This is a genomic window from uncultured Devosia sp. (assembly GCF_964244875.1).
In the GTDB taxonomy this organism is placed as follows: Bacteria; Pseudomonadota; Alphaproteobacteria; order Rhizobiales; family Devosiaceae; genus Devosia.
The window spans coordinates 138,718-161,233 of record NZ_CAXTKA010000003.1 but is presented as its reverse complement, the minus strand read 5'-3'; the positions used below and the strand labels follow the sequence as shown (position 1 = coordinate 161,233).

The 22,516-nt window shown below is 62.9% G+C and carries 24 protein-coding genes and 1 tRNA gene; 17 read left to right on the top strand and 8 right to left on the bottom strand.

Features of this window, described 5'->3' with window-relative positions; translation table 11 throughout:
- The first annotated feature begins 59 nt into the window (after positions 1-59).
- The 4 genes from rpsM to rplQ all read left to right on the top strand — a co-directional run bounded on the left by rpsM (position 60) and on the right by rplQ (position 2,569).
- Positions 60-428 (top strand): 30S ribosomal protein S13, encoded by a 369-nt coding sequence (gene rpsM / locus ACFE8X_RS05485; protein ID WP_375450440.1) that lies wholly within the window; start codon positions 60-62, stop codon positions 426-428.
- Positions 429-596: 168 nt separating this feature from the next.
- Positions 597-989, top strand: coding sequence for a 30S ribosomal protein S11 (gene rpsK, locus ACFE8X_RS05480; protein WP_035102656.1), 393 nt, complete (start codon positions 597-599; stop codon positions 987-989).
- Between the two features lie 93 nt (positions 990-1,082).
- Positions 1,083-2,108 (top strand): DNA-directed RNA polymerase subunit alpha, encoded by a 1,026-nt coding sequence (locus ACFE8X_RS05475; RefSeq protein ID WP_375450584.1) that lies wholly within the window; start codon positions 1,083-1,085, stop codon positions 2,106-2,108.
- A 32-nt stretch (positions 2,109-2,140) separates the two neighbouring features.
- Positions 2,141-2,569 carry a 50S ribosomal protein L17 gene (rplQ, locus tag ACFE8X_RS05470; RefSeq protein WP_375450439.1) on the top strand — a complete coding sequence of 143 codons (429 nt, stop codon included), beginning with the start codon at positions 2,141-2,143 and terminating at the stop codon, positions 2,567-2,569.
- A gap of 140 nt (positions 2,570-2,709) precedes the next feature.
- On the opposite strand, the gene ACFE8X_RS05465 is transcribed toward rplQ, so the two are convergent.
- Together ACFE8X_RS05465 and ACFE8X_RS05460 are read right to left on the bottom strand one after the other, a co-directional pair.
- Complete coding sequence (locus ACFE8X_RS05465; RefSeq protein ID WP_375450438.1) at positions 2,710-3,246, bottom strand: AAA family ATPase; 537 nt, start codon at positions 3,244-3,246, stop codon at positions 2,710-2,712.
- A 155-nt stretch (positions 3,247-3,401) separates the two neighbouring features.
- The gene (locus ACFE8X_RS05460; protein WP_375450437.1) at positions 3,402-4,589 is read right to left on the bottom strand and encodes a hypothetical protein; all 1,188 of its coding nucleotides are present in this window, start codon (positions 4,587-4,589) and stop codon (positions 3,402-3,404) included.
- Between the two features lie 288 nt (positions 4,590-4,877).
- On the opposite strand from ACFE8X_RS05460, the gene ACFE8X_RS05455 reads away from it, so the two are divergent.
- The 6 genes from ACFE8X_RS05455 to ACFE8X_RS05430 all read left to right on the top strand — a co-directional run bounded on the left by ACFE8X_RS05455 (position 4,878) and on the right by ACFE8X_RS05430 (position 10,867).
- On the top strand, positions 4,878-6,248 hold the full coding sequence (locus ACFE8X_RS05455) for a Do family serine endopeptidase (RefSeq protein WP_375450436.1): 1,371 nt from the start codon (positions 4,878-4,880) through the stop codon (positions 6,246-6,248).
- Between the two features lie 179 nt (positions 6,249-6,427).
- Entirely contained in the window at positions 6,428-7,738 is a 1,311-nt protein-coding gene (locus ACFE8X_RS05450) for a replication-associated recombination protein A (RefSeq protein ID WP_375450435.1), read from the top strand.
- A 310-nt stretch (positions 7,739-8,048) separates the two neighbouring features.
- The gene (gene crcB, locus ACFE8X_RS05445; protein WP_375450434.1) at positions 8,049-8,432 is read left to right on the top strand and encodes a fluoride efflux transporter CrcB; all 384 of its coding nucleotides are present in this window, start codon (positions 8,049-8,051) and stop codon (positions 8,430-8,432) included.
- The gene (locus ACFE8X_RS05440; protein WP_375450433.1) at positions 8,429-9,424 is read left to right on the top strand and encodes an RluA family pseudouridine synthase; all 996 of its coding nucleotides are present in this window, start codon (positions 8,429-8,431) and stop codon (positions 9,422-9,424) included. The genes crcB and ACFE8X_RS05440 overlap by 4 nt, the downstream gene beginning before the upstream one ends.
- Positions 9,421-10,095, top strand: coding sequence for an HAD-IA family hydrolase (locus ACFE8X_RS05435; protein WP_375450432.1), 675 nt, complete (start codon positions 9,421-9,423; stop codon positions 10,093-10,095). Before ACFE8X_RS05440 ends, ACFE8X_RS05435 begins: the two co-directional genes overlap by 4 nt.
- Positions 10,088-10,867 (top strand): ATP12 family chaperone protein, encoded by a 780-nt coding sequence (locus ACFE8X_RS05430; protein ID WP_375450431.1) that lies wholly within the window; start codon positions 10,088-10,090, stop codon positions 10,865-10,867. Before ACFE8X_RS05435 ends, ACFE8X_RS05430 begins: the two co-directional genes overlap by 8 nt.
- Here the strand turns inward: ACFE8X_RS05430 and folK are convergent.
- Genes folK through folP form a run of 3 tightly spaced genes read right to left on the bottom strand, consistent with a single transcriptional unit; the run spans position 10,864 to position 12,540 of the window.
- On the bottom strand, positions 10,864-11,298 hold the full coding sequence (gene folK / locus ACFE8X_RS05425) for a 2-amino-4-hydroxy-6-hydroxymethyldihydropteridine diphosphokinase (RefSeq protein WP_375450430.1): 435 nt from the start codon (positions 11,296-11,298) through the stop codon (positions 10,864-10,866). The two genes, ACFE8X_RS05430 and folK, sit on opposite strands and share 4 nt — an antisense overlap.
- Positions 11,299-11,304: 6 nt before the next feature.
- Complete coding sequence (gene folB / locus ACFE8X_RS05420) at positions 11,305-11,685, bottom strand: dihydroneopterin aldolase (RefSeq protein WP_375450429.1); 381 nt, start codon at positions 11,683-11,685, stop codon at positions 11,305-11,307.
- Positions 11,686-11,694: 9 nt separating this feature from the next.
- Positions 11,695-12,540, bottom strand: a complete 846-nt coding sequence (gene folP, locus ACFE8X_RS05415) for a dihydropteroate synthase (protein ID WP_375450428.1) — start codon at positions 12,538-12,540, stop codon at positions 11,695-11,697.
- Between the two features lie 207 nt (positions 12,541-12,747).
- Between folP and ACFE8X_RS05410 the strand changes: the two genes are divergently transcribed.
- Positions 12,748-14,622, top strand: a complete 1,875-nt coding sequence (locus ACFE8X_RS05410; RefSeq protein WP_375450427.1) for a diguanylate cyclase — start codon at positions 12,748-12,750, stop codon at positions 14,620-14,622.
- Between the two features lie 257 nt (positions 14,623-14,879).
- Here the strand turns inward: ACFE8X_RS05410 and rimO are convergent, their stop codons facing one another.
- Positions 14,880-16,211 (bottom strand): 30S ribosomal protein S12 methylthiotransferase RimO, encoded by a 1,332-nt coding sequence (gene rimO / locus ACFE8X_RS05405; protein ID WP_375450426.1) that lies wholly within the window; start codon positions 16,209-16,211, stop codon positions 14,880-14,882.
- 240 nt (positions 16,212-16,451) lie between these two features.
- Between rimO and ACFE8X_RS05400 the strand changes: the two genes are divergently transcribed.
- On the top strand, positions 16,452-16,835 hold the full coding sequence (locus ACFE8X_RS05400; protein WP_375450425.1) for a DoxX family protein: 384 nt from the start codon (positions 16,452-16,454) through the stop codon (positions 16,833-16,835).
- Between the two features lie 51 nt (positions 16,836-16,886).
- Here the strand turns inward: ACFE8X_RS05400 and ACFE8X_RS05395 are convergent, their stop codons facing one another.
- Together ACFE8X_RS05395 and lipB are read right to left on the bottom strand one after the other, a co-directional pair.
- Positions 16,887-17,423, bottom strand: coding sequence for a DUF4282 domain-containing protein (locus ACFE8X_RS05395; RefSeq protein ID WP_375450424.1), 537 nt, complete (start codon positions 17,421-17,423; stop codon positions 16,887-16,889).
- A 248-nt stretch (positions 17,424-17,671) separates the two neighbouring features.
- Positions 17,672-18,409 carry a lipoyl(octanoyl) transferase LipB gene (gene lipB, locus ACFE8X_RS05390; RefSeq protein WP_375450423.1) on the bottom strand — a complete coding sequence of 246 codons (738 nt, stop codon included), beginning with the start codon at positions 18,407-18,409 and terminating at the stop codon, positions 17,672-17,674.
- A gap of 63 nt (positions 18,410-18,472) precedes the next feature.
- On the opposite strand from lipB, the gene ACFE8X_RS05385 reads away from it, so the two are divergent.
- The 5 genes from ACFE8X_RS05385 to ACFE8X_RS05365 all read left to right on the top strand — a co-directional run bounded on the left by ACFE8X_RS05385 (position 18,473) and on the right by ACFE8X_RS05365 (position 22,481).
- The gene (locus tag ACFE8X_RS05385) at positions 18,473-18,706 is read left to right on the top strand and encodes a FliM/FliN family flagellar motor switch protein (RefSeq protein ID WP_375450422.1); all 234 of its coding nucleotides are present in this window, start codon (positions 18,473-18,475) and stop codon (positions 18,704-18,706) included.
- A 333-nt stretch (positions 18,707-19,039) separates the two neighbouring features.
- A tRNA-Leu gene (locus ACFE8X_RS05380) sits at positions 19,040-19,124 on the top strand.
- 134 nt (positions 19,125-19,258) lie between these two features.
- Positions 19,259-19,759 (top strand): MarR family winged helix-turn-helix transcriptional regulator, encoded by a 501-nt coding sequence (locus ACFE8X_RS05375; protein ID WP_375450421.1) that lies wholly within the window; start codon positions 19,259-19,261, stop codon positions 19,757-19,759.
- Positions 19,756-20,769, top strand: coding sequence for an HlyD family secretion protein (locus ACFE8X_RS05370; RefSeq protein ID WP_375450420.1), 1,014 nt, complete (start codon positions 19,756-19,758; stop codon positions 20,767-20,769). Before ACFE8X_RS05375 ends, ACFE8X_RS05370 begins: the two co-directional genes overlap by 4 nt.
- A 167-nt stretch (positions 20,770-20,936) precedes the next feature.
- The gene (locus ACFE8X_RS05365) at positions 20,937-22,481 is read left to right on the top strand and encodes a DHA2 family efflux MFS transporter permease subunit (protein WP_375450419.1); all 1,545 of its coding nucleotides are present in this window, start codon (positions 20,937-20,939) and stop codon (positions 22,479-22,481) included.
- Positions 22,482-22,516 lie beyond the last annotated feature (35 nt).

Sequence of the window (22,516 nt, the reverse complement as noted above, 5' to 3'; positions counted from 1 at the left end):
CCCTTGTTGTTTAATGGCGCGGGCCGTGATGGTTACCGCGTTTATGTAGGAGAGCAGACGTGGCCCGTATTGCTGGCGTCAATATCCCGACCAATAAGCGCGTGATCATCGCGCTGCAGTATATTCATGGCATCGGCGACAAGTTCGCCGAGGATATCTGCACCAAGGTTGGCATTCCAGCCGACCGTCGTGTCAACGACCTGACCGACGCGGAAGTGATCCAAATTCGTGAGACCATCGATCGCGATTATGTCGTCGAGGGTGATCTTCGCCGCAATGTGGCGATGAACATCAAGCGGTTGATGGATTTGGGCAACTATCGTGGCCTACGCCATCGCCGTGGCTTGCCGGTTCGTGGCCAGCGTACGCATACCAATGCGCGCACTCGCAAGGGTCCGGCCAAGGCAATTGCCGGCAAGAAGAAGTAAGCCGTCTGCGCCTTTCGGCGTAGGCGAATAATGGATGCGGAAAGCCGATAGGCGGTGTGCGATGGGGCAATTGCCCGGTTCTTCGTGCCTCCACTATCGTCTCCCTTCCGATGTAGCTGCTGGGGCCGGAGGGCTAACGGCAGCGTTGATATCGATCAGAGGACTTAAATGGCTAAGACTGAAACCACGCGCGTCAAGCGCAAGGAACGCAAGAATATCACCTCGGGCGTCGCCCATGTGAACGCCTCTTTCAACAATACCATGATCACCATCGCCGATATGCAGGGCAACACGATTTCGTGGTCCTCGTCAGGCGTGATGGGGTTTAAGGGGAGCCGCAAGTCGACCCCCTATGCAGCTCAGGTCGCTGCCGAAGACGCCGCCAAGAAGGCCCAGGAACATGGCATGAAGACCCTTGAGGTCGAAGTGCGTGGCCCCGGTTCGGGCCGTGAGTCAGCGCTTCGTGCGCTGCAGGCGGCGGGCTTCAACGTCACCTCGATCCGTGACGTGACCTCGATCCCGCACAATGGCTGCCGTCCGCGCAAGCGGCGCCGCGTCTGATCTGGACGATTTGGAAGCTCCCGGTCGCGCGGCCGGGAGTCTTATTGCGTTTGCGGCAAGGCGGCCTGGGCGAGGCCGCGATTTTGAAAGGACATCACCGTGACGATCCAGAGGAACTGGCAAGAACTGATTAAGCCGACCAAGCTGGAGATTGTTTCGGGCAGCGACAACGTGCGCGTGGCTTCGGTTGTTGCCGAGCCGCTTGAGCGCGGTTACGGGCTTACCTTGGGTAATGCCCTGCGTCGCGTGCTGCTGTCGTCGCTTCAGGGCGCCGCAGTGACTGCAATCCAGATCGACGGCATCTTGCATGAATTCTCCTCGCTTCCGGGCGTGCGCGAAGACATGACCGACCTCGTGCTCAACGTGAAGGAAATCGCGTTGAAGATGGGCGGCGAAGGCCCCAAGCGCCTGCAGCTTTCCAAGTCCGGCCCTGCGGCTGTGACGGCTGGCGATATCAAGGTTACCGGCGATATCGAAGTGCTGAACCCCGAGCTCGTGATCTGTCATCTCGATGACGGGGCCGAGATCAACATCGAGTTCACCGTCGATACCGGCAAGGGCTATGTGCCGGCCGACAAGAACCGGCCGGAAGACGCGCCGATCGGCTATATTCCGGTCGATGCGCTGTTCTCGCCAGTGCGCCGCGTTTCCTACAAGGTGGATGCGACCCGTGCGGGTGAAAGCCTCGACAAGGACAAGCTGACCTTGCAGGTGGAAACCAATGGCGCGATCTCGCCGGATGACGCGGTGGCCTATGCCGCGCGCATCCTGCAGGACCAGTTGTCGGTGTTCGTGAATTTTGAAGAGCCTAGCAAGGAAAAGACCCAGGACTCGGTTCCCGAACTGGCGTTCAACCCCGCATTGCTCAAGAAGGTCGACGAGCTCGAGCTTTCAGTGCGTTCGGCCAATTGCCTCAAGAACGACAACATCGTCTACATTGGCGATCTGATCCAGAAGACGGAAGCCGAAATGCTGCGGACACCGAATTTCGGCCGCAAATCGCTCAACGAAATAAAGGAAGTGCTCGCGCAGATGGGCCTTCATCTCGGAATGGACGTTGCCAATTGGCCACCCGAGAACATCGATGACCTCGCCAAGCGCTACGAAGATCATTATTGATCGGGCGCTGCCAAGCACTTTAGGAGACGACCATGCGCCACGGTAATTCAGGCCGCAAACTCAATCGGACGGCCAGCCATCGCAAGGCCATGTTCGCCAATATGTCGGCCGCGCTGATTAAGCACGAGCAGATCGTCACGACCTTGCCCAAGGCCAAGGAACTGCGTCCGATCGTAGAAAAGCTGATCACTCTGGGTAAGCGCGGCGATCTGCATGCCCGCCGCCAGGCGATCGCGCAGATGCGCGACGAAGGGCAGGTGGCCAAGCTGTTCGCGGTGCTCGGGCGGCGCTACCAGGATCGTCAGGGCGGCTATATCCGCATCCTCAAGGCCGGTTTCCGCTATGGCGACAACGCCCCGCTGGCGGTCATCGAGTTCGTCGATCGCGACGTCAATGCCAAGGGCCTCGACAGCGGTCCGGTGTTCACACGCGAAGACGAAGACGAGTCGGTTGCCGCGTAAGACTGCTGCAGCTTGAATATATTCGAAGCGGCCGCGGATTATCCGTGGCCGCTTTATTTGTGAATTGTCTGGCCAAAGATACGATTTTACGGCCGGCAGAGAGCTTGGTCGGGCGTGCTCAGCAGGCAACTAATAGCCGGTCACCCGAGACCCCATGTGGCATAGGCCGCATTGAGTTCACGCATGGATTCGAGTTGCACCATCGGCAGTCCGGTTGCTCGCAGCAGGCCGATGTCGCGCTGGCGTTTTCGGGGTTGCTCGACCAGAATGAAGTGGATCATGTCCCACTTGATGCTGTCGTGCGCGCCCTGCAAATGTCCGTGGCGCTCGCGCTCAAACAAAGTACGACGCAGGTAGCGCCCGAACGCGGTCCAACGGTCAGTGCCAAGCAGGATGATGCCGGTGGCGCGGGCGATACGGGTCGTCAGCAGGGTCATGTAATTGCCCTCGATAACCCAGCTCTCATCGGCAATGGCCTGATCATGCAGGCGGGCAAAGTCCTCGTCCGGGCATAACTGCCAATCGGTATTAGGTAGAAATCTGAGCTGATCGAGAGAGACCGGCGTGGTGCCGATCTTGCTGGCGATAGCCCATGTCAGGGTCGATTTGCCGGAATTGGAAGGACCGAAGACGCAGATGCGCTTCCCGAGGCTTTCGAGAGGGGGAGGAGTGAGCATTTTCAGTTCCGATATGGGTTTGACGGGATCGGGGTGGAAAAGGCGCTAGGAAGGCACTGCTGCATAGGAATGGGTCGCTTCAAAAGAAGCAGCCCATTGTTGGATTGGGGACGGGCCCATAGACCCAAATAGGTATGATGGCAAGCTGCCCGATACTACTCCGGCTGCTGGTCCTTGCCGGTATAGACCTCATCGACCCAGAACTGGTCGCGGCGGTCGAAGCCGTTGAAGGGGGTCAGTGAGGCTTGGGTATAGGCGCCCATAAGGCCAAATTCGATCCAGTCGTCCTCATCGATATCGGCGGGCAGGGTGAAGACCTGGGGCAGCACGTCATAGCTGTCGCAGGTGGGACCCCAGATGGTGAATTCGGAGAACTCGGCGTCATTGTCATGCACCCGGGCGCCACGCCAGACGCGGACCGGCGGGGTGAAGTGCATGAACTTGACTTCCATCAGCGAACCATAGGCGCCGTCATTGACATAGACCGATTGGCCGCCACGCTGGTGCTTGACGCGTAGCAGCAGCGACGTGGAGGAGGTTACCAGGGCGCGGCCGGGCTCGATGATGAGTTCGGGCTTGTTCTTGTCGCCGAAATGGTCGTTGACCGCGGTCGAGATGGTTTCGAAGTAATAGTCCATCGGCGGCGCTTCGCTGGTCGGGTAAGGGGCAGGGTAACCGCCGCCGATGTTGAGGCGCTTGAGGGCAATGTTGGATTCCTCGACGATCCGGGCGGCGGCGGCGATGTGGCGCTCATAGGCGTAAGCATCTTCGCATTGGGAGCCGACATGGAAGCACAGGCTGGGGGTGTAGCCCATCTGATCGACCATGGTGACGATCTCGGCCGCGCCTTGTTCCATGACGCCGAACTTGATGCCGAAATCGTAAGATTTCAGGGCCTTGCCGGCTTTGAAGCGGGTGGTGACCTCAACATCGCGAGACGGTGACACAATGGCAGCAAGTTGATCGAGCTGCTGGGGGTGATCGATAGTGAAGGAGCGAACCCCGAATTCTTCATAGGCGCGAGCGATTTCGCGTTTGTTCTTGATGGGATTGTTGTAGTGCATTGCGGCGCCGGGAGCATTGTCGCGGACCAACTCCATTTCGGTGTTGGAGGCGACGTCGAAGGCCTTGAGCCCTTCGCGGTGCAATTGGGCGATGATGTGGGGCGACGGATTGCATTTGACCGCATAGGTCAAGAGTCCGTCAAAGCCCTTGCGGAACACCTTGGTGGCCTTGTGCAGCTCACGTTCGGAGAACAGAAAAGCCGGGAAATCCGGGGCTTCCGCCGCGATCAGGGCGGAGGTGTTCGGGTAAACGTGTTTCGGCTCGTCTGTCATGGACATCTTGCCTTTCCGGGGCTGCAAAAGCGATGGGGAAAGCGCTGCATATAGGGCTGCGTGCCCCCTCGCGCAAACGTTTATTTGTGACGTTTTTGAGGGACGGGCACGACACCACATTGGCGCCGGAATCGGGGCGTTCTGCTGCGCTAACGTTGGCGTTTGGGTAACGCCGAGCGTCGCAAATCGGAGGTTTGGCTGATGTCGATGCGGAGTTGGGCTTTTGGCGCCGCCGCGCTGGCGATTTTGGCGGTCACGGGCAGTTTGGTGCTGTCACCCTTAAACGGGAGCAGCATGGCACTGACGCCGGTTGCAGCGCCGCCGAGCGAACGCGTGGTGCCCGCGAGCGATGGGCAGATCAAACTGAGCTTCGCGCCGGTGGTCAAGGCGGTGGCGCCGTCGGTAGTCAATGTCTATGCCACCACGATCGAGCAGCAATCGGCGTCGCCGTTCGCCAACGATCCGTTTTTCCAACGGTTCTTTGGCGGGCAGGGGCAGTTCCAGTCGCGGCCGCGGGAGTCGCAATCGCTGGGCTCCGGGGTGATGGTGGATAGCTCGGGCATGATCCTGACCAACAGGCATGTGATCGAGGGGGCGACCGATGTGCGGATTGCGTTGTCGGACGGGCGAGAATTCGCAGTCGATGTGACGGTCGAGGACGCGCAAACCGATCTGGCGGTGCTGAAGATCCGCGATCCCAAGGGCGCGACGTTCCCGGCGATTACGTTTGCGGACTCCGATGCCCTGCAGGTGGGCGACCTGGTGCTGGCGATCGGCAATCCATTTGGCGTTGGGCAGACGGTGACCAGCGGCATCGTTTCGGGGCTGGCGCGGACTGGGGTCGAAAGCTCGGACTATGAATTCTTCATCCAGACCGACGCGGCGATCAATCCGGGCAATTCGGGTGGGGCGCTGGTCGATCTCGAAGGGCATCTGGTGGGGATCAACACGGCCATTTATTCGCAGACCGGCGGCTCGGTGGGGATCGGCTTCGCGATTCCCGCCAACATGGCGCGGCTGGTGGCGGAGGCCGGGGTCAGCGGCGGGGCGATCGTGCGGCCCTGGTTTGGCGCCAAGATGCAGGCGGTCAATTCCGATATAGCCAATAGCCTGGGCATGGCGGCGCCGCACGGGGCGCTGATTACCGAGGTGGCGCCGGACGGGCCGGCGGCCAAGGCGGGGTTTGCCTCGGGCGATGTTATCCTGTCGGTCGACGGCGTCGCAGTGGATGACCCCAGCGCGTTCAACTTCCGGCTGGCGACCAAGCCGATCGGAAAGAGGACGAGCTTGCAGCGCCTGCGCGGTGGCAAGAGCGAGGATGTGCCGTTCTATGTCGAGGCGGCGCCGGTCGCTTCGGCTGATATGGTGGCCAAAATCGACGGCAATTCGCGGTTCTCAGGGACGACTGTGCAGCAACTGACGCCCGATCTGGCCGAGTCCAAGGGCCTGCCTTACGACAGCCAAGGCGTCATCGTTACCGCGATCGCCAAAGGATCAGCGGCCGAGCAAATGGGTCTTGAGGTCGACGATGTCGTGCTGTCGCTCAATGACGCGGCTATGGACACCGCCAAGACCTTCGAGCAGACCGCGTCCCAGCGGGTGCGCACCTGGCAGGTCATCCTGCAGCGCGGGGGGCGGGTGCTGCGCAGCATCGTGAGCGGGTAGGGGGTACGCCCTCGCGGTTCGAGGCTCGCGAAGGGCTCGCGCCTCACCGTGAGGGCTACACTGACATCCGTGTCTGTGCGCCCTCGGCGCTTTCGGTAGCCCTCATGTGAGGTGCGCCGTTTGGCGCCTCGAACCACGAGGGCGTGGCACGACCCCTCTCAATCCGCTAGCATCCCCCCATGTCCGATCTTTTTGCCACCGCCTCCATTGACAACGACACAGCGCGGCCGCTGGCCGATCAGTTGCGGCCGCGCTCGCTCGATGAGGTGATCGGGCAGAGCCATCTGCTGGGGCCGGATGGAACGCTGCGGCGGATGATCGCTTCGGGGCGGCTGGGGTCGCTGATCCTGTGGGGACCGCCGGGAACGGGCAAGACGACGGTGGCGCGGTTGCTGGCCTACCAGATCGGGTATCGGTTCGAGCAGATTTCAGCGGTGTTTTCGGGCGTCGCCGATCTCAAGAAGGTGTTCGAAAAGGCGCGGTTCGAACGGCTGTCGGGCCACAAGACATTGCTGTTCGTCGATGAAATCCATCGCTTCAACCGGGCGCAGCAGGACGGCTTCCTGCCGGTGATGGAGGATGGCACGGTGGTGCTGGTGGGGGCGACGACGGAAAATCCGTCGTTCGAGCTCAATGCGGCTTTGCTGTCGCGCAGCCAGGTGTTGCGGTTCGAATCGCTGTCGCTGGACGATCTGCGCTTGCTGGTGGAGCGCGCGGAGGCGTTGACGGAGGCAATGCTGCCGCTCGATGAGGAGGCGCGCGCGACCTTGCTGACGCTGGCGGATGGGGACGGGCGGGCGCTGCTGGGGCTGGTCGAGGAAGTTTTGGCATCGGCCAAGCCGGGCGAGATACTGGATGCTGCAGGGTTGCTGACCGTGGTGCAGCGGCGAGCGCCGATCTACGACAAGGCGCAGGACGGGCATTACAATCTGATTTCGGCGCTACACAAGACGGTGCGCGGGTCGGACCCGGATGCAGCGCTTTATTACTTTGCGCGGATGCTGGACGCAGGCGAGGACCCGCTGTTTTTAGCGCGGCGGCTGATCCGCATGGCGGTCGAGGATGTCGGGCTGGCCGATCCGCTGGCCTTGCCGCAAGCGGTCGCCGGGCGCGATGCCTACCAGATGCTGGGCTCTCCCGAGGGCGAACTGGCCCTGGCCCAGGTGGTGGTCTATCTGGCGCTCGCGCCCAAATCGAACGCGGTCTATACCGCGTTCAAGGGGGCTACCAGCGTCGCCAAGGCGACCGGCTCGCCCATGCCGCCCATGGTCATCCTCAATGCGCCGACCAAGCTGATGAAGGGGTCGGGCTACGGCGAAGGCTATCAATACGACCACGACACGCCGGAGGGATTTTCGGGGCAGGAGTATTTCCCGGAAAAGATCGGACGGCAGAAATTCTATGAGCCGGTTGAGCGGGGCGCCGAGCGGGACTACCGCAAGCGGATCGACTATTTCGAGCGGTTGCGGGCGGAAAAGCGGGGCGGGTAGAGGAGTGACCGCGGCAGGCTGTTGTCAGACCCTTGAGGTGGGGAACTGTTGCATGGGGCTGGTGGCATGGTCCTGCGAGGGTCACCGGACGGCTCCTCCCGTTTGACGGGGAGGGCTATCGCATATGGGCAGGGCTCTTGATAAAATGTCTCAGTCGACGCCTCCCCCTGGAAGGGGGAGGTGTTGACTGAGGTGTTTTGGCTCGAGCCTGGGCAGGAGGCGATAGGGTTGGCCCGGATCTCGTCCGGGGCCCGCTCTTCCCCCCCTAAAAAAATGGACGCGGGGGAATGAAATAGACGAGGTAAGGATCGTGCAGGCATTTGTGTTGGTGGGCGTGGGCGGCGGAATCGGCGCCATGGCGCGCTACGGGTTTTCGCTGCTGGTGGGGAAGCTCTGGCTAGCAAGCTTTCCGCTGGCGACGCTGTTGATCAATGTCATCGGCTCGTTGGCCATGGGCTTGCTCGTCGGCTGGCTGGCCAAGGCGATGCCGAACTGGGCGGCGGAGGGGCGGCTGTTTTTGGCCGTGGGGGTGCTGGGCGGCTTCACGACATTTTCCTCGTTTTCGCTCGATACGATCACCCTGATTGAGCGGGGCGAAGCCTGGCAGGCCGGGCTCTATGTGGTGTTGTCGGTTGTGATTTCGGTGCCCGCCCTATATCTGGGGCTTTTGGTGACGAGAGGCCTGCCCGGATGAGTGCGGTTCAACAGCGCCTGGTGAGCCAGGAAGAAGACGGGATGCGGCTGGACCGGTGGTTCGCGCACCATTTTCCCCAGCTCGGCTTTGGGCGGCTGCAAAAGCTGATCCGCAACGGCGAGGTCAAGGTCGACAAGGCCAAGGTGACCACGAGCACCAGGCTGGCGCCTGGCCAGACCGTGCGCATTCCGCCGATCGACGATCCCGAAACGGTCAAGCCGGTCAAGGTGCGCGACGAGGATGCCGATTTCCTGCGCGACCTGATCCTTTACGAGGACGACGACATCTACGTGTTCAACAAGCCGAGCGGGCTGGCGGTGCAGGGCGGCAGCGGGACCTATCGGCACCTGGATGGCATGCTCAAAAGCTTGCCCAACAAGAAGGGCGAGCCGCCCCGGCTGGTGCACCGGCTGGACCGGGACACGTCGGGATGCCTGGTGGTGGCCAAGACCCATGCGGCGGCAAGTCATTTCGGGACGGTGTTTCGCTCGCGCTCGGCGCGCAAAATCTATTGGGCGGTGGTGGCGGGCAATCCGCATCCGCTGCAGGGCGAGATTTCGTGTTTCCTCGCTAAGCAGAGTGGGATCGATGGCGGCGAGCAGGTCGTGGTGGTCAAGAATGGTACGCCGGGGGCGCAGCATTCGACCAGTTATTATTCAACGACCGACACGGCCAGCCGGCGCTTCGCCTGGGTGACGCTGAAGCCGGTGACGGGGCGGACGCACCAGTTGCGCGTGCACATGGCGCAGCTAGGGACGCCGATCATCGGGGATCCACGGTATTTCAACATCGAGAACTGGCAGGGCGCGCCGGGCCTGGGCGAGGGCTTGCACCTGCATGCGCGCCGTATCGCGCTGCCATTGCGGGGCAACAAGCGGCTGGATATTTCGGCGCCGCTGCCGGCCCATATGCGGCAAAGCTTCGACGCGCTGGGGTTCGATCCGGATCGCTACGACATTCAGAGCCAGGATCCGGAGGAGGAGGGCGCATGACGCTGGTCATGTTCGACATGGACGGTACGCTCATCGATACACAAGCGCTGATCAGCGAGCATATGGCGGCCACGTTCGCCGGGGCGGGCCTGCCGGAGCCGACGGCGGCGGAGTCGCGGCGGGTCATTGGGCTGTCGCTGCCGGTAGCACTGGCGCGGCTGGCGAAGCGGGATGACGCGGGGCTGATCGAGCGCCTGGTGGAGAGCTACAAGAGCCACTACCGCGCCTCGGTGGTGACGGACAATGGGCGCGAGGGGATGTTTCCGGGGGCACTGGACGCGCTCGAACGGCTGCGGCTGTGGCCCGATACGCAATTGGGGATTGCCACCGGCAAGGGGCTCAACGGGGTGCAGCGGATCTTGGCGCTGCACCGGATCGAAAGCTATTTCGTGACGCTGCAAACGCCTGATCACAATCCGTCCAAGCCGCATCCGGGCATGATGCACCGGGCGATGAGCGAGACCGGCGCGGTGGCGAGCGACACCATCATGGTGGGCGACACGACGTTCGACATCGAGATGGGCAAGGCGGCGGGCGCCAAGGCGATCGGCGTAGCATGGGGCTATCATGAGCCGCACGAACTGGTGGCGGCGGGAGCCGACATCGTCATCACGAATTATAGTGAACTGGACGCGGCGATCCACACGGTATTGGAGGCAGGCGATGCGTGATCAACTCGAAGACGCGCACCAGCACCGCGACGATGGCTATGGACGGGCGCAGCACCGCACCAATACCGATTTGCCAAAGCGACTTTACAAGGGTGTCGCGGTGGCGCCGGTGGCAGGCGGGTTTACCGTCACGCTGGACGGGCGGGTGGTGAAGACGCCGGGCAAGAAAATTGCCGTGGTGGTGCCGGTGGCGGACATCGCCACGACGATGGCGGCGGAATGGTCGGCGCAGGGGGGCCATGTCGATCCGGCCGGGATGCCGATGGTGCGGCTGATCAACTCGGCGCTGGAGAGCGGGGAGGCGATGGTGCCGGCATTTCGCGACGAGGTGCTGAAGTTTGCCGGCAATGACGCGCTGCTGTATCGGGCAGAGGGCCCGCAGGCACTGGTGGACGATCAGGAGGCGATCTGGGACCAGGCGCTGGTAGCGTTGGCGCGGCATTTTGGCGTGCGCTTTCAACCCACTATCGGGATTATCCACCAGCCGCAGCCGGCGGCAACGCTAGCGCGACTGGGGGACGGGCTGCAGGAGCAGGGGCTGCTGGCGATGACGGCGATGGTGTCGATCACCGGACTGACCGGATCGGGGCTGCTGGCGATCGGGCTGTTGCATGGGCTGTTCACGCGCGACCATGTGTGGACGGCGGCGCATGTGGACGAAGATCACCAGATCGGGTTTTGGGGACAGGACGAGGAGGCTGCGGCGCGGCGGGCGGTGCGTCGGCGCGAGTTCGATACGGCTGCCGATGTGTTGGAGTGTCTACGCAATTAGCGTTTACGGGCGATGAGCCAGGCGGCGGTGCCGGGGGCGATCTGGCGCAGTGGATCGAGCACGAAGTCGCGTTCGTGGGCGTGGGGGTGCGGCACAGTCAGCCGGGGGGAGACCAGCTCCAGCCGGTCATAGGCGATAATGTCGATATCGATCAAGCGCGGGCCCCAGAGTTCGATGCGCTCGCGGCCCATGGCGAGCTCGATCGATTGCAGATAAGCCAGTAAATCCAGTGGATCAAGGTTCGTGGATATGCCGATGGCCAGGTTGGCGAAATCGGGTTGGTCGGTCTTGCCCCAAGGCTTGGTGATGAGCAGGGTGGACCGGGCAAGAAGGGCGACATCGGTGTGAGCGGTGATGCGGCGGATGGCATCGGCGAGTTGGGCCGGTGGATCGCCGATATTGGCGCCGAGGCTGAGCCAGGCAGTGGCCATTGTGGGTCAGGGCCGGACGCGGTGGAGCTCGATGGCGGCTTCGCCGCGCACCATGGCGATGGGCGCCTCGGGCTTGCGGACGCGCAGGATAACCCAGTCAACCTCTTGAAAAGCATCGAAGATCGCGCTGATGATATTGTGGGCGACGGCCTCGATGAGGTGCATGCGGCGGCCTTCGAAGGCGGCTTTGACGACGTCGTAAATGGTGGCGTAGGAGACCGTCTGGCTGATCTGGTCGGTGGCGGCGGAAGCGGCCAGATCGACGCCGCATTCCAGATCGATGAAGAATCGCTGGCCGAGCGCCTTTTCCTCGGTCATCAGGCCATGGTAGCCGTAAAAGCCTAAATCTTTCAAGATGATACGGTCGCCGGTATAGGGAGTGGCCATGGCTTCACCTCAGGTTTCGGGGGGACCATACAGGGTTGCCTGGGCAACGCGAAGGGCATCGCGGTTGGGGCGGATATCGTGCACGCGAAAGATGTGCGCGCCCTGGGCATAGGCCATAACGGTGGTGGCGATGGTGCCGGCGAGGCGATCGTGGGGGTCGTTGCCGAGCAGTTTGCCGATCATGGATTTGCGCGAGGTGCCGATCAGTAGCGGATAGCCCCCTTTGGCTAACGTTTGGGTAGCGTTGAGCATCGCATAGTTGTCGCTTAGCGCCTTGGCGAAACCGAAACCGGGATCGAGGATGAGATTTGCCCGCTCGATGCCCGCGCGCTCGGCGATGGCGATGGTGATCTCGAAGTAGCGACGGACTTCGTCGGCGATGGGCCTGGTGAGGTCGCGCGCCTTGTCCCAGTGCATGGCGATGACCGGGACGCCATGGAGGGCGGCGATGTCGGCCATTTCGGGGGCGCCTTGCAGGCCGTGGACGTCGTTGACGATGCTGGCGCCCGCCTGGATGGCCTGATCGGCGACGAGGGGCTTGTAGGTGTCGATGGAAATGGGGGTGGTGACGCCGGTGGCAATCAGGGCCTCGATGACGGGAATGACGCGATCGAGTTCGTCCTGGGTGGAGACGGGGGTGGCCCCGGGGCGGGTGCTTTCGCCGCCGATGTCGATGATGTCAGCGCCCTCGGCGATCATGGCACGGGCATGGGCGATGGCGGCATCGAGGCGGGCGTGCTCGCCGCCGTCGGAGAAGCTGTCGGGGGTGACGTTGAGAATGCCCATGAGTGTGGGCCGGGGGCCCAGCGTGAGGGTGCGGTGGCCGGGCAGGGGGATGGCGTGGGTCGTGTGCACGGGCGTCACCATTTGGGGGGTGGCAGAGACTTACTCGGCAAGGGCTGGCTGCTCAAGGGGGCCCGGCGTTGGCGCGGGCTCGGCCCGGCTGCCACAAGATCGGGAGAAAACCGTAAGCATTCCTTAGCGCGACGGTGAGAAAGTCGAACTTCGGTAAGGATTGTTGGACGGTGACCGGCACGCATGTATCCGATTTGGACGGGGCTGATGGCGAATATGGCGGTGGTGACGGTCGTCGTCGCCGCGTGGACCTATGCGCAGGCCGTGGTGGACCGGTGGCCGCCCGTGGCGCGCTCGGCCATCCTGGGGATGCTGTTCGGGCTTGGGGCAATAGCAACGATGCTGTCGACGTTCAGCCCGATGGACGGCGTGTTCTTCGATCTGCGCACCACGCTGATCTCGACGGCCGGATTGTTCGGCGGACCGATCGGCGGCGGGCTGGCCGGGGTGATGGCACTGCTGTTTCGCGCGTCCATGGGCGGTGCGGGGGTCTGGGTCGGCTATACAGGCATAACCCTGGCGATCCTGTGGGGCGTGGCGCTGTATACGGTCGTGCGTCGGCGGAGGCTGCGGGGCAGTGATATCATGGCGATGGCATTGTTGGTGGGCGGGAGCGGCATTGTCCTGGCCGCGCTGCTGCCGGCACAATTGCGCAGCGTCGCGGTGGAACATTTCGCGGTGCCAAGCGCGATCGTGCACTTTGTCTGCAGCCTGGTTGCCGGTCTGGCGCTGCTGCATGAACAGAGACGGCGCGCGACGATGCGGGAAAACCAGGCCTATCGCGACATCATGGAGTCGCTGCCGGACAGCCTGAATGTCAAGGACGCCGAGGGCCGCTTCATTGCTGCCAATCCGGCGACGGCGGCATTGATGCAGGCCCAAAGCGCGGCGGACCTGATCGGCAAGACCGACGCCGACTTTTACGCGCCGCCGGTCGCCAGCCGGTTTCGACAGGATGAACTCGAGATCATCGCGGGGGGCGTCCAGGTTCGAACCGAACAGAAGCTGCCCAATCTGGATGGCAACCCGAAATGGCTATCGACACTCAAGGTGCCCCTGTTCGACGACCAAGGCGCACCGGCCGGGATTATCACCCACAATCGTGACGTGACCGAACGGCACACGTTGATGGTGGCGCTGGAGGAAAGCCAGCGGCAACTAACTTATGCAATGGCGCAAATGGCTGACGGCGTTGCCATGTTCGACAGCGATGGGCGGCTGGTGTTTTGCAACGAGCAATATCGCGCCAGCTTTCCCTTGACCAAGGACGTTCGCGTGCCCGGCATGTCGATCCGCGAAATGCTCGAGGCGGCGGCGGCGCGGGGCGAGCAGCTCAACATCCCCCGCGAGAACGTGGAAGGCTGGATCGGCGGCATCGTTGCCGACATGAAGATTGCCAGCGAGGAAGAAGTGCACCTGTTCGACGGTCGTTGGCTGCATGTGCGCACCAATCCGTCCGGCGACGGCGCCTGCATGGTGGTGGTCTCGGATATCACCAAGATCAAGCAGGCCGAAACCAGCCTTCTGGAGCTGACCGAGCAATTGCAGCACCAGGTGGTGACCGACGGCCTGACCGGGCTGTTGAACCGGCGCGCTTTCGACGAGGCGCTGGATATCGAACTGGCACGCAGCAGCCGCGAGAATGGCTGGATCAGCCTGTTGCTGATGGATATCGACCGGTTCAAGGCGTTCAACGACCATTATGGCCATCAAGCCGGGGACGTGTGCCTGCAGGCGGTCAGCGCGCAATTCAAGCACATCCTGAAGCGACCCGGCGATGTGGTAGCGCGCTATGGTGGCGAGGAATTCGTGGCGATCCTGCCCGAAACCGACGAGGACGGGGCGTTCTTCATCGCCGATGCGTTCCTCAAGGCGGTGCGGGCGCTGGCCCTGCCACATGGCGCCAGCGAAAAAGGCATTGTCACCGCCAGCGTCGGACTGGCCTGTTATGGACCCGGCGAGCATCCCCGCAGCGCGGCGGTGCTGGTGCGGCGGGCCGACCAGGCGATGTATGACGCCAAACTGGCCGGCCGCGATCGCCTGACGGGGTGGCAGAGGCGGCGTGGGCTGGGGGCGGCGTAGTGGGGATGTCCTGCGGGGGTTGAGGGTGGGCGGCATCGGATGCCTCACCGCCCTGCGTTAGGGGGTGAGGGTGGGGGTGGTTTTGGCTGGGGAGGCTGAATTGGGGGCCGGTCAACCCCCACCTTGATCCTCCCCCTGGGAGGGGGAGGTATTGACTGGGGCTTTTTGGCAGGAGCCTTGGCCATAGTAGGCGATAGCCCTCTGCCTCGGCAGAGCGGTGTCGACTGGGGGTTTTGGCAGGAGCCTTGGGGGATAGGCTAGTTCAGGGCGGTGATGGGGGTGGCGAAGAGGTCGTATTCGTCGCTGGAGGTGACTTTGACGTCGATCAGGTCGCCGGGCTTGATGCCGGTGGCGTGGGAGATGATGACCTGGCCGTCGATGTCGGGGGCGTCCCATTTGGAGCGGGCGATGGCCTTGTTGGCATCGGGCTGAACATCATCGACCAGAACCTGGATGGTGCGGCCGACTTTTTTGGCGAGCTGGCCGGCGGAGACGTTTTGGGCGACTTCCATCAGGCGCTCGAAGCGGTCCTGGGCGATATCGTCGGGCAAGATGCCATCGAGGTCATTGGCAGGGGCGCCGGTGACAGGCTCGTATTTGAAGCAACCGGCACGGTCGATCTCGGCTTCTTCGATGAAGTCGAGCATCATTTCGAAATCATCTTCGGTTTCGCCGGGGAAGCCGACGATGAAGTTGGAACGCACGGTGAGGTCGGGCACCTGCTGGCGCCAGTTCAGGATGCGGTTCAGCGTCTTGTCCTGATGGGCGGGCCGGCGCATGGCCTTGAGCACCTTGGGCGAAGCGTGCTGGAAGGGAATGTCGAGATAGGGCAGGACCAGGCCTTCGGCCATGAGTTCCATGACCTGATCGACATGGGGATAGGGATAAACGTAATGCAGGCGGACCCAGGCGCCGAGCTGGCCGAGTTCCTTGGCCAGGTCATAGAACCTGGCCTTGACCGGGCGGCCGCGATAATTGGATTCGGCGTAGCGGATATCGACGCCATAGGCACTGGTATCCTGGGAGATGACCAGCAACTCCTTGACGCCGCCGCGGATCAGGCCTTCGGCCTCGCCCAGAATGCCGGCGGCCGGACGCGAGGCGAGATCGCCCCGGATCTGGGGAATGATGCAGAAGGAGCAGCGATTGTTGCAGCCTTCGGAAATCTTGAGATAGGCGTAGTGGCGCGGAGTCAGCTTGAGGCCCTGTTCGGGCACGAGGTCGACGAAGCGATTGGGCACCGGCGGCAAGTGCTCATGAACGGCATTGACGACGTTCTCGTATTGATGCGGGCCGGAAATCGCGAGCACGGAGGGATGGGTCTGGCGGATCAGTTCTTCCTCGACACCCAGGCAGCCGGTGACGATGACGCGGCCGTTCTCAGCCAGGGCCTCGCCGATGGCCTCGAGCGATTCCTGCTTGGCCGAATCGAGGAAGCCGCAGGTGTTGACCAGAACGATATCGGCCCCGGCATAGTCGCGGCTGAACGAATAGCCCTGGGCGCGCAGCGTGGTCATGATGCGTTCGCTATCGACAAGGGCTTTGGGGCAGCCGAGGCTGACGAGGCCAATTTTTGGCGCTTGGCTCATGTGAGCGGATATTCCGATGCTGGAGGATTGCGCGCGTCATACAGAAAATCTGATGGTTACGCAATGTGCCTGTCGTGAAGCTGACCTGAGCTGAGTGGCGGGCAGGCGGGAGTGAAGGCTGTTTAGTGAACAGTGTGGTCGCTATGTTGCGGTTATCGGTTGCAAAGGCGTACGCTAGTGGGTGAGGTGGCGGAGCGTCAGTTGAGGGGGCGCCGCTTTAACCCATTGGAGGCTCACTCAATGTTCGACCGTCTCTCCGTTTATGCGCCGCAGGCCCTCGCGGTGCTTCGTATCGTGGCCGCTCTCTTGTTCATCGAGCATGGAACACAAAAGCTGTTCGGCTTTCCCGTCCCGGCTCAGGCCATGGCGGGCCAGGAAACTTTGATGCTGGTCGCCGGCCTGCTCGAAGTCATCGGCGGCCTGCTGATCCTGGTCGGCTTCTTCACGCGCATCGCCGCGTTTGTCCTGTGCGGCATGATGGCAGTTGCCTATTGGATGGTGCATGTCGGCATGGGCGGCTTCTGGCCGGTGGCCAATATGGGCGACGCCGCCATCCTGTTCTGCTTCGTCTTCGGTTACCTGGTGTTTGCGGGTCCGGGCGACTGGAGCGTCAACAAGAAATAAGACTGCGCGCGCAATCTAGAGAGCCGTCGCGACCCGGTCGCGGCGGCTTCGTCATGTGCGCGGGGTGGGCGGGGTGCGCTTGGCGGTACGCTTGGGCTTGAACACTTCGCCGGGTTCGGTGGCCGGGGCGCGCGGCATTTCAGGGGGCGGCGGGGTCGGCGTATAGCGCGGGCCCGGTTCGGTCGCGGGGGTGATGTATTCGTCGGCCTCGGCATAATCGGCCTCGTCGCCGTCATCGGCGAGGTCGCGGATGGCGTCGCGCACTTCATCGAGCAGAGAGGTGGAATAGCGCGAGCGGCTAACGCTTTCGCCGCTGGATTCGTGGGTCTTGAAATAGACCAGCAGGGCTTCGCAGCCGATGCGCAGAAGGATCAGGGACAAGAGGCCGAAGACGATGATCTCGAGCAGGCCCCACAGGCCGGTGCCGAAGCCATAGCCGAAAGTGAAAAACAGGTGGCTGACCGCCCAGAGGAGAATGGCGCCCAGGCCCAGCGCGTAGAGAATCGAGATCAGTTTGGGCGCGATGATCTGATCGAGCTTGAACAAGGTCTGGCGGGTGAGGAGGCGTTTCAAATCGTCCAATGTCAATTTCGGTCTCCACGATTCAGGCCGGTCTGCCATGTCTGCACCATTTGGGGTGTTGGTGGCAATCGGAGGGGGATTGATCGATGTCCAATGTTTGCGGGGAGAACCCCTCACCCGTCTCGGCCTTTGGCCGATCCACCCTCTCCCTCAAGGGGCGAGGGTTGGCTCCACTCTTGACTATCCACGGAGCCCCCCCCTCTCCCCTTGAGGGAAAAGGTGTCCGAAGGGCGGATGAGAGGTAAGCGGTCGTTCTAGGCGTGTAACTCGCCAGAAACGGTTACCGTCGGCCCGAACTGGCTTTCAAACACCTCGCGCAGGACCGAATCGACTTCGGGGAGGGAAACCAGGTGGCCGAGGTCTTCGAAGCTGGTCACACCCTGGTCGGCGATGCCGCAGGGGACGATGCCGTCGTAATGGGTGAGGTCGGGCGAGACGTTCAGCGACATGCCGTGGAAGGTGACCCATTTGGAGACGCGCACGCCGATGGCGGCGATCTTGTCTTGGCGGCCTGGGCCTTTGTCGGGGCGGGCGACCCAGACGCCGACGCGGCCGGGGCGGCGTTCGGCGCGGATGTTGAAGGCGGCGAGGGTGTCGATGACCCAGGCCTCCAGGCCCTGGACGAGCAGGCGGATGTCGCGGCCGCGCTGACGCAGGTCGAGCATGATGTAGGCCACGCGCTGGCCGGGGCCATGATAGGTGTATTGGCCGCCGCGGCCGGCGTCGTAGACGGGAAACCGGGCGGACAGCAGGTCGGCGGGGACGGCGGAGGTGCCGGCGGTGTAAAGGGGCGGATGCTCCAGCAGCCAGACGGCTTCATCGGCCTCGCCCGCGGCGATGGCGGCGGCGCGGATGCGCATGGCGTCAAGCGCCAGGGGGTAGGGTACGGGCGTGGCCGAAATGATCCAGTCTACGGGCCGCGCGTCGGCGCGCAGCAGTTTATTGCTTGAACCGCGCTGCGATGAGGGCGCCGTTAACGCTTCCATAACCATGGTTGCCAGACTGTTGCTCGTGATGAATCCCGACTGCGCCGGGCGAAGGTTCCAGACATATCTATGAACACCCTAGACAATATTGAAGTGGACATCACCGTCGAACTCGGGGCGACAACGATGCCGATCCACCATCTGCTGCGGATGGGGCGCGGTGCGGTGATCGAACTGGATACCACCGAGACCGACCCGCTGCGGATCTACGCCAACAATACGCTGGTGGCGCATGGGGAGGTCAGCGTGGAGGAGGGGCATCTGCGGGTGTTGATATCCGAGAAGGTGTTCAAACGGGGCTAGGTGGGCCACTGGATGCTCCGTAACCCCTCACCCTGACATTTCTGCTGAAGGCAGAAATGTCTGTCCTTGTTCGGCTCAAGCCGCTCCACTGGAGCGTCTTATGGCTTCGCCACCGTCTCCAAGTCCCACAAGGGGCGAGGGTTGGCTCCACTCATGACATCCACGGAGCCCCCTTCTCCCCTTGTGGGAGAAGGTGCCCGAAGGGCGGATGAGGGGTTTTGTCGGGTGGATCGGCGCTTGTCGCCAAATCGGTGATTATCAGCTTGAGGTTGGCAGGCAGCTTTGCTACATGCTGGCTCGCTTCGCCCCCGGGCGCGGCTCCTACCATGGCGTGCGGTCGTGGCGGAATTGGTAGACGCGCAGCGTTGAGGTCGCTGTATCGCAAGATGTGGAAGTTCGAGTCTTCTCGACCGCACCAGTCGTTTTGAAACAGGCCATCCTTCGGGGTGGCCTTGTTGTTTTCGGATCGGGCAAGCCAGATATCCGGCGGCGGCATGGCCGGCCCGGGGGAAGAGTCTTGACTTACTAAGTGTACTTATTATATGTGCGCTTATGGAACAGGACAATGCCCCGAAACAGGATTGGAAACCCACGGCGGATTTTGCGGATGTGGCGCCGATCAGCAAGCTGATCTTTTCGGTCACCAAGCAAATGCGGCGGGTGTTCGAGCAGCAGGCGCGGCAGCAGGACATGACGCTGCCGCAATGGCGGGCGCTGACGCAACTGGTGCATTCGGGGGCGCTGTCGCAGGCGGCGCTGGCCAATCTGATCGAAACCGATCCGATGACGACCAGCAAGATCCTGCGGCTCCTGGAGACACGCGGATTGATCGAGCGCCTGCCGGACCCCGCCGACAGCCGGGCCAAGATCGTGCGCGTGACGCCGCCGGTGGCCGACATGGTTAGCGCGATGAAGGCGGTAGCCGGACAATTGCACGAAACGATGCTCGAGGGCATTGCGGAAGCGGACCGGAAAACTCTAGTGCGCATCCTCAACACGATTTTTGATAATTTGTCCGGTCAAGGCGACCGGGGCAAGGACGCAGGACAATGAACGCTCCCCTGAAAAACGATGTCGAAGTCAATGCAACGCCGGTGATGGCGCCGGCCGTTGTCGAGCCCAAGCCCAAGAAGAAGCGCGCGCGGCGCACGGCGCTGATGTTTGGCGTACCGCTGCTGCTGGTGGCCGGAGGGGCATATTTCTATCTCAACGGCGGGCGTTATATCGATACCGACAATGCCTATGTGAGCCAGGTGAAGGTGTCGCTATCGGCCGATGTCGCGGGGCGCGTGACCGAGGTCGACGTGGCGGAAAACCAGGCGGTGACGGCCGGCGCGGTGCTGTTCAAGATCGATCCCGAACCCTATCGGATCGCGCTGGAGCAGGCTGAGGCCGGGTTGGCGGCGGCGCGGCTCAACGTGGAGCAATTGCGCGTCGGCTATGGTACGGCACAGGCCAAGCTGACGGCGGCGCAGCAGACGCTGGATTTGCGCCAGCATGAATTCGACCGGCAGCAGGCATCGGTGAACCAGGGCGTTTCGGCCACGGCGAGCCTTGACGATGTGAGCCTGTCGCTGCAGAGCGCCAAGTCGGAGGTGGCGCTGGCGCAGCAGGACCTGGCAGGGGCCGTGGCGGCGCTGGCCGGCGATCCCGAGATTGCCACCGACACGCATCCGGCAGTGCGCAAGGCACTGGCGACACGCGACGGGGCGGCGCGCGATCTGCAAAAGACCACGGTGGTGGCGCCGGCGACGGGCGTGATCAGCCAGATGGCGAGCCTCAATGTGGGGCAGTTCGTGGCGACGGGCACGACGATCGTCAGCCTGATCAAGTCGAACGACACCTGGATCGATGCCAATTTCAAGGAAACCCAGCTGGACGGGTTGCATGACGGCCTGCCGGTGGATGTCAGCGTGGATGCCTATCCCGGGCTCAAGCTGCACGGGCTGGTGGACAGCATCGGGGCCGGGACGGGCTCGCAATTCGCGCTGATCCCGGCGCAGAACGCCACGGGCAATTGGGTGAAGGTGACGCAGCGCGTCACCGTGCGGGTGCGGCTCTAGGAGGGCAGCGATGCGCAGTTGCTGCGCGCCGGCATGAGCGCGGTGGTGTCGGTGGATACCGGCAAATCGACGCTCGACAAATTGTTGTAGTGGCTGTGGCGCCGGGGTCGCGAGAACCAGCGCCACGGTTCGCATGAGCTCTGGACAAGAGCGGAAAGCCGCTGAAAATGGCTAATGATACCCCAGACACGCCCCCGTCGGTCATCGTCAAGAACAAGGGCCTGTTGACCGCGGCGATCATGCTGGCGACGGTGATGCAGGTGCTCGACACCACCATCGCCAATGTGGCGCTGCCGCATATGCGCTCGAGCCTGGGGGCGTCGCAGGACGAGATCAACTGGGTGCTGACCTCCTATATCGTGGCCGCGGCGATCGCGACGCCGCTGACGGGGTGGGTGTCCGACCGGGTCGGGCGGCGCACGCTGATGGTGGGCGCGGTGGCCGGGTTCACCCTGGCCTCGCTGTTGTGCGGATTGGCGCAAAGCCTGCCGCAGATGGTGCTGTTCCGGGTGATCCAGGGGATTTGCGGCGCGGTCATGGTGCCGATGGCGCAATCGACGCTGCTCGATATCAATCCGCGCGAGAAAATCGGCCAGGCCATGGCGATCTTTGGCGCCGGCATCATGGTCGGCCCGATCATCGGGCCAACGCTGGGCGGGTGGCTGACGGAGACGTTCAACTGGCGCGCCGTGTTCCTGGTCAACCTGCCGATCGGGATTCTGGCGATGGCTGCGCTGTTTGCCTGGATGCCCAAGGGGACGCTGCTGATCCGGCGGTTCGACTTTTTCGGGTTTGCCATGCTGGCGCTCAGCATTGCATGCATGCAATTGCTGCTGGATCGCGGGCAGGTGGTGGACTGGTTCAACTCCATCGAAATCTGGCTGTATCTGCTGGCGTCGATCAGCGGCATGTGGATCTTCGTGGTGCATTGCCTGACGGCGGAAACACCGTTCGTCGACCTGGCGATGTTCAAGGACCGCAATTTTTCCAGCGGGCTGGTGTTCATCTTCATCGTCGGGATCACCATGTTTTCCGGCCTGGCGCTGCTGCCGCCGCTGCTGCAGTCGCTGATGGGCTATCCGGTGATCGAGACGGGTATCGTCATGGCGCCGCGCGGGGTTGGCACCATGGTGTCGATGATCCTGGTGGGTCGGCTGATGTCCAAGATCGATCCGCGGGCGCTGGTGTTCGCGGGGCTGCTGATCTCGGCCTATTCGTTCTACCTGATGACCGGGTTCGACATCACCATGGACCAGACGCCGATCATGATCAGCGGCGTGTTGCAGGGATTGGGGCTGGGCATGGTGTTCGTGCCGCTCTCGACCCTGGCCTTCGTGACCATCGCGCCGAAATACCGGGTCGATGCGACGAGCTTTTTCAGCCTGGTGCGCAATGTCGGCTCGGGCGTCGGCATTTCGCTGGTGACGACGGTGCTGGCGCAAATGGCCAGCGTCAACCACGCCGAACTCGGCGAGCGCATCAATTTGACCTCGCCAGCCTTCCAGCAGATGCTGGGCAAGGCCGGAGCGGCCAGCGGACAGGTCATGGCGACGCTGGACGGGCTGGTGGCGCAGCAGGCGACGATGGTGGCTTACCTGGACGACTTCTGGCTGATGGTGATCGTCACGCTGATCTCGGTGCCGATCGTCTTCATGCTGCGACCGGGAGACCGGAAGGCCAAGATCGATCCGGCCCACGCCATGGCCGAGTGACCAAACGAAAGGCCGCCCGAAAGGCGGCCTTTTTA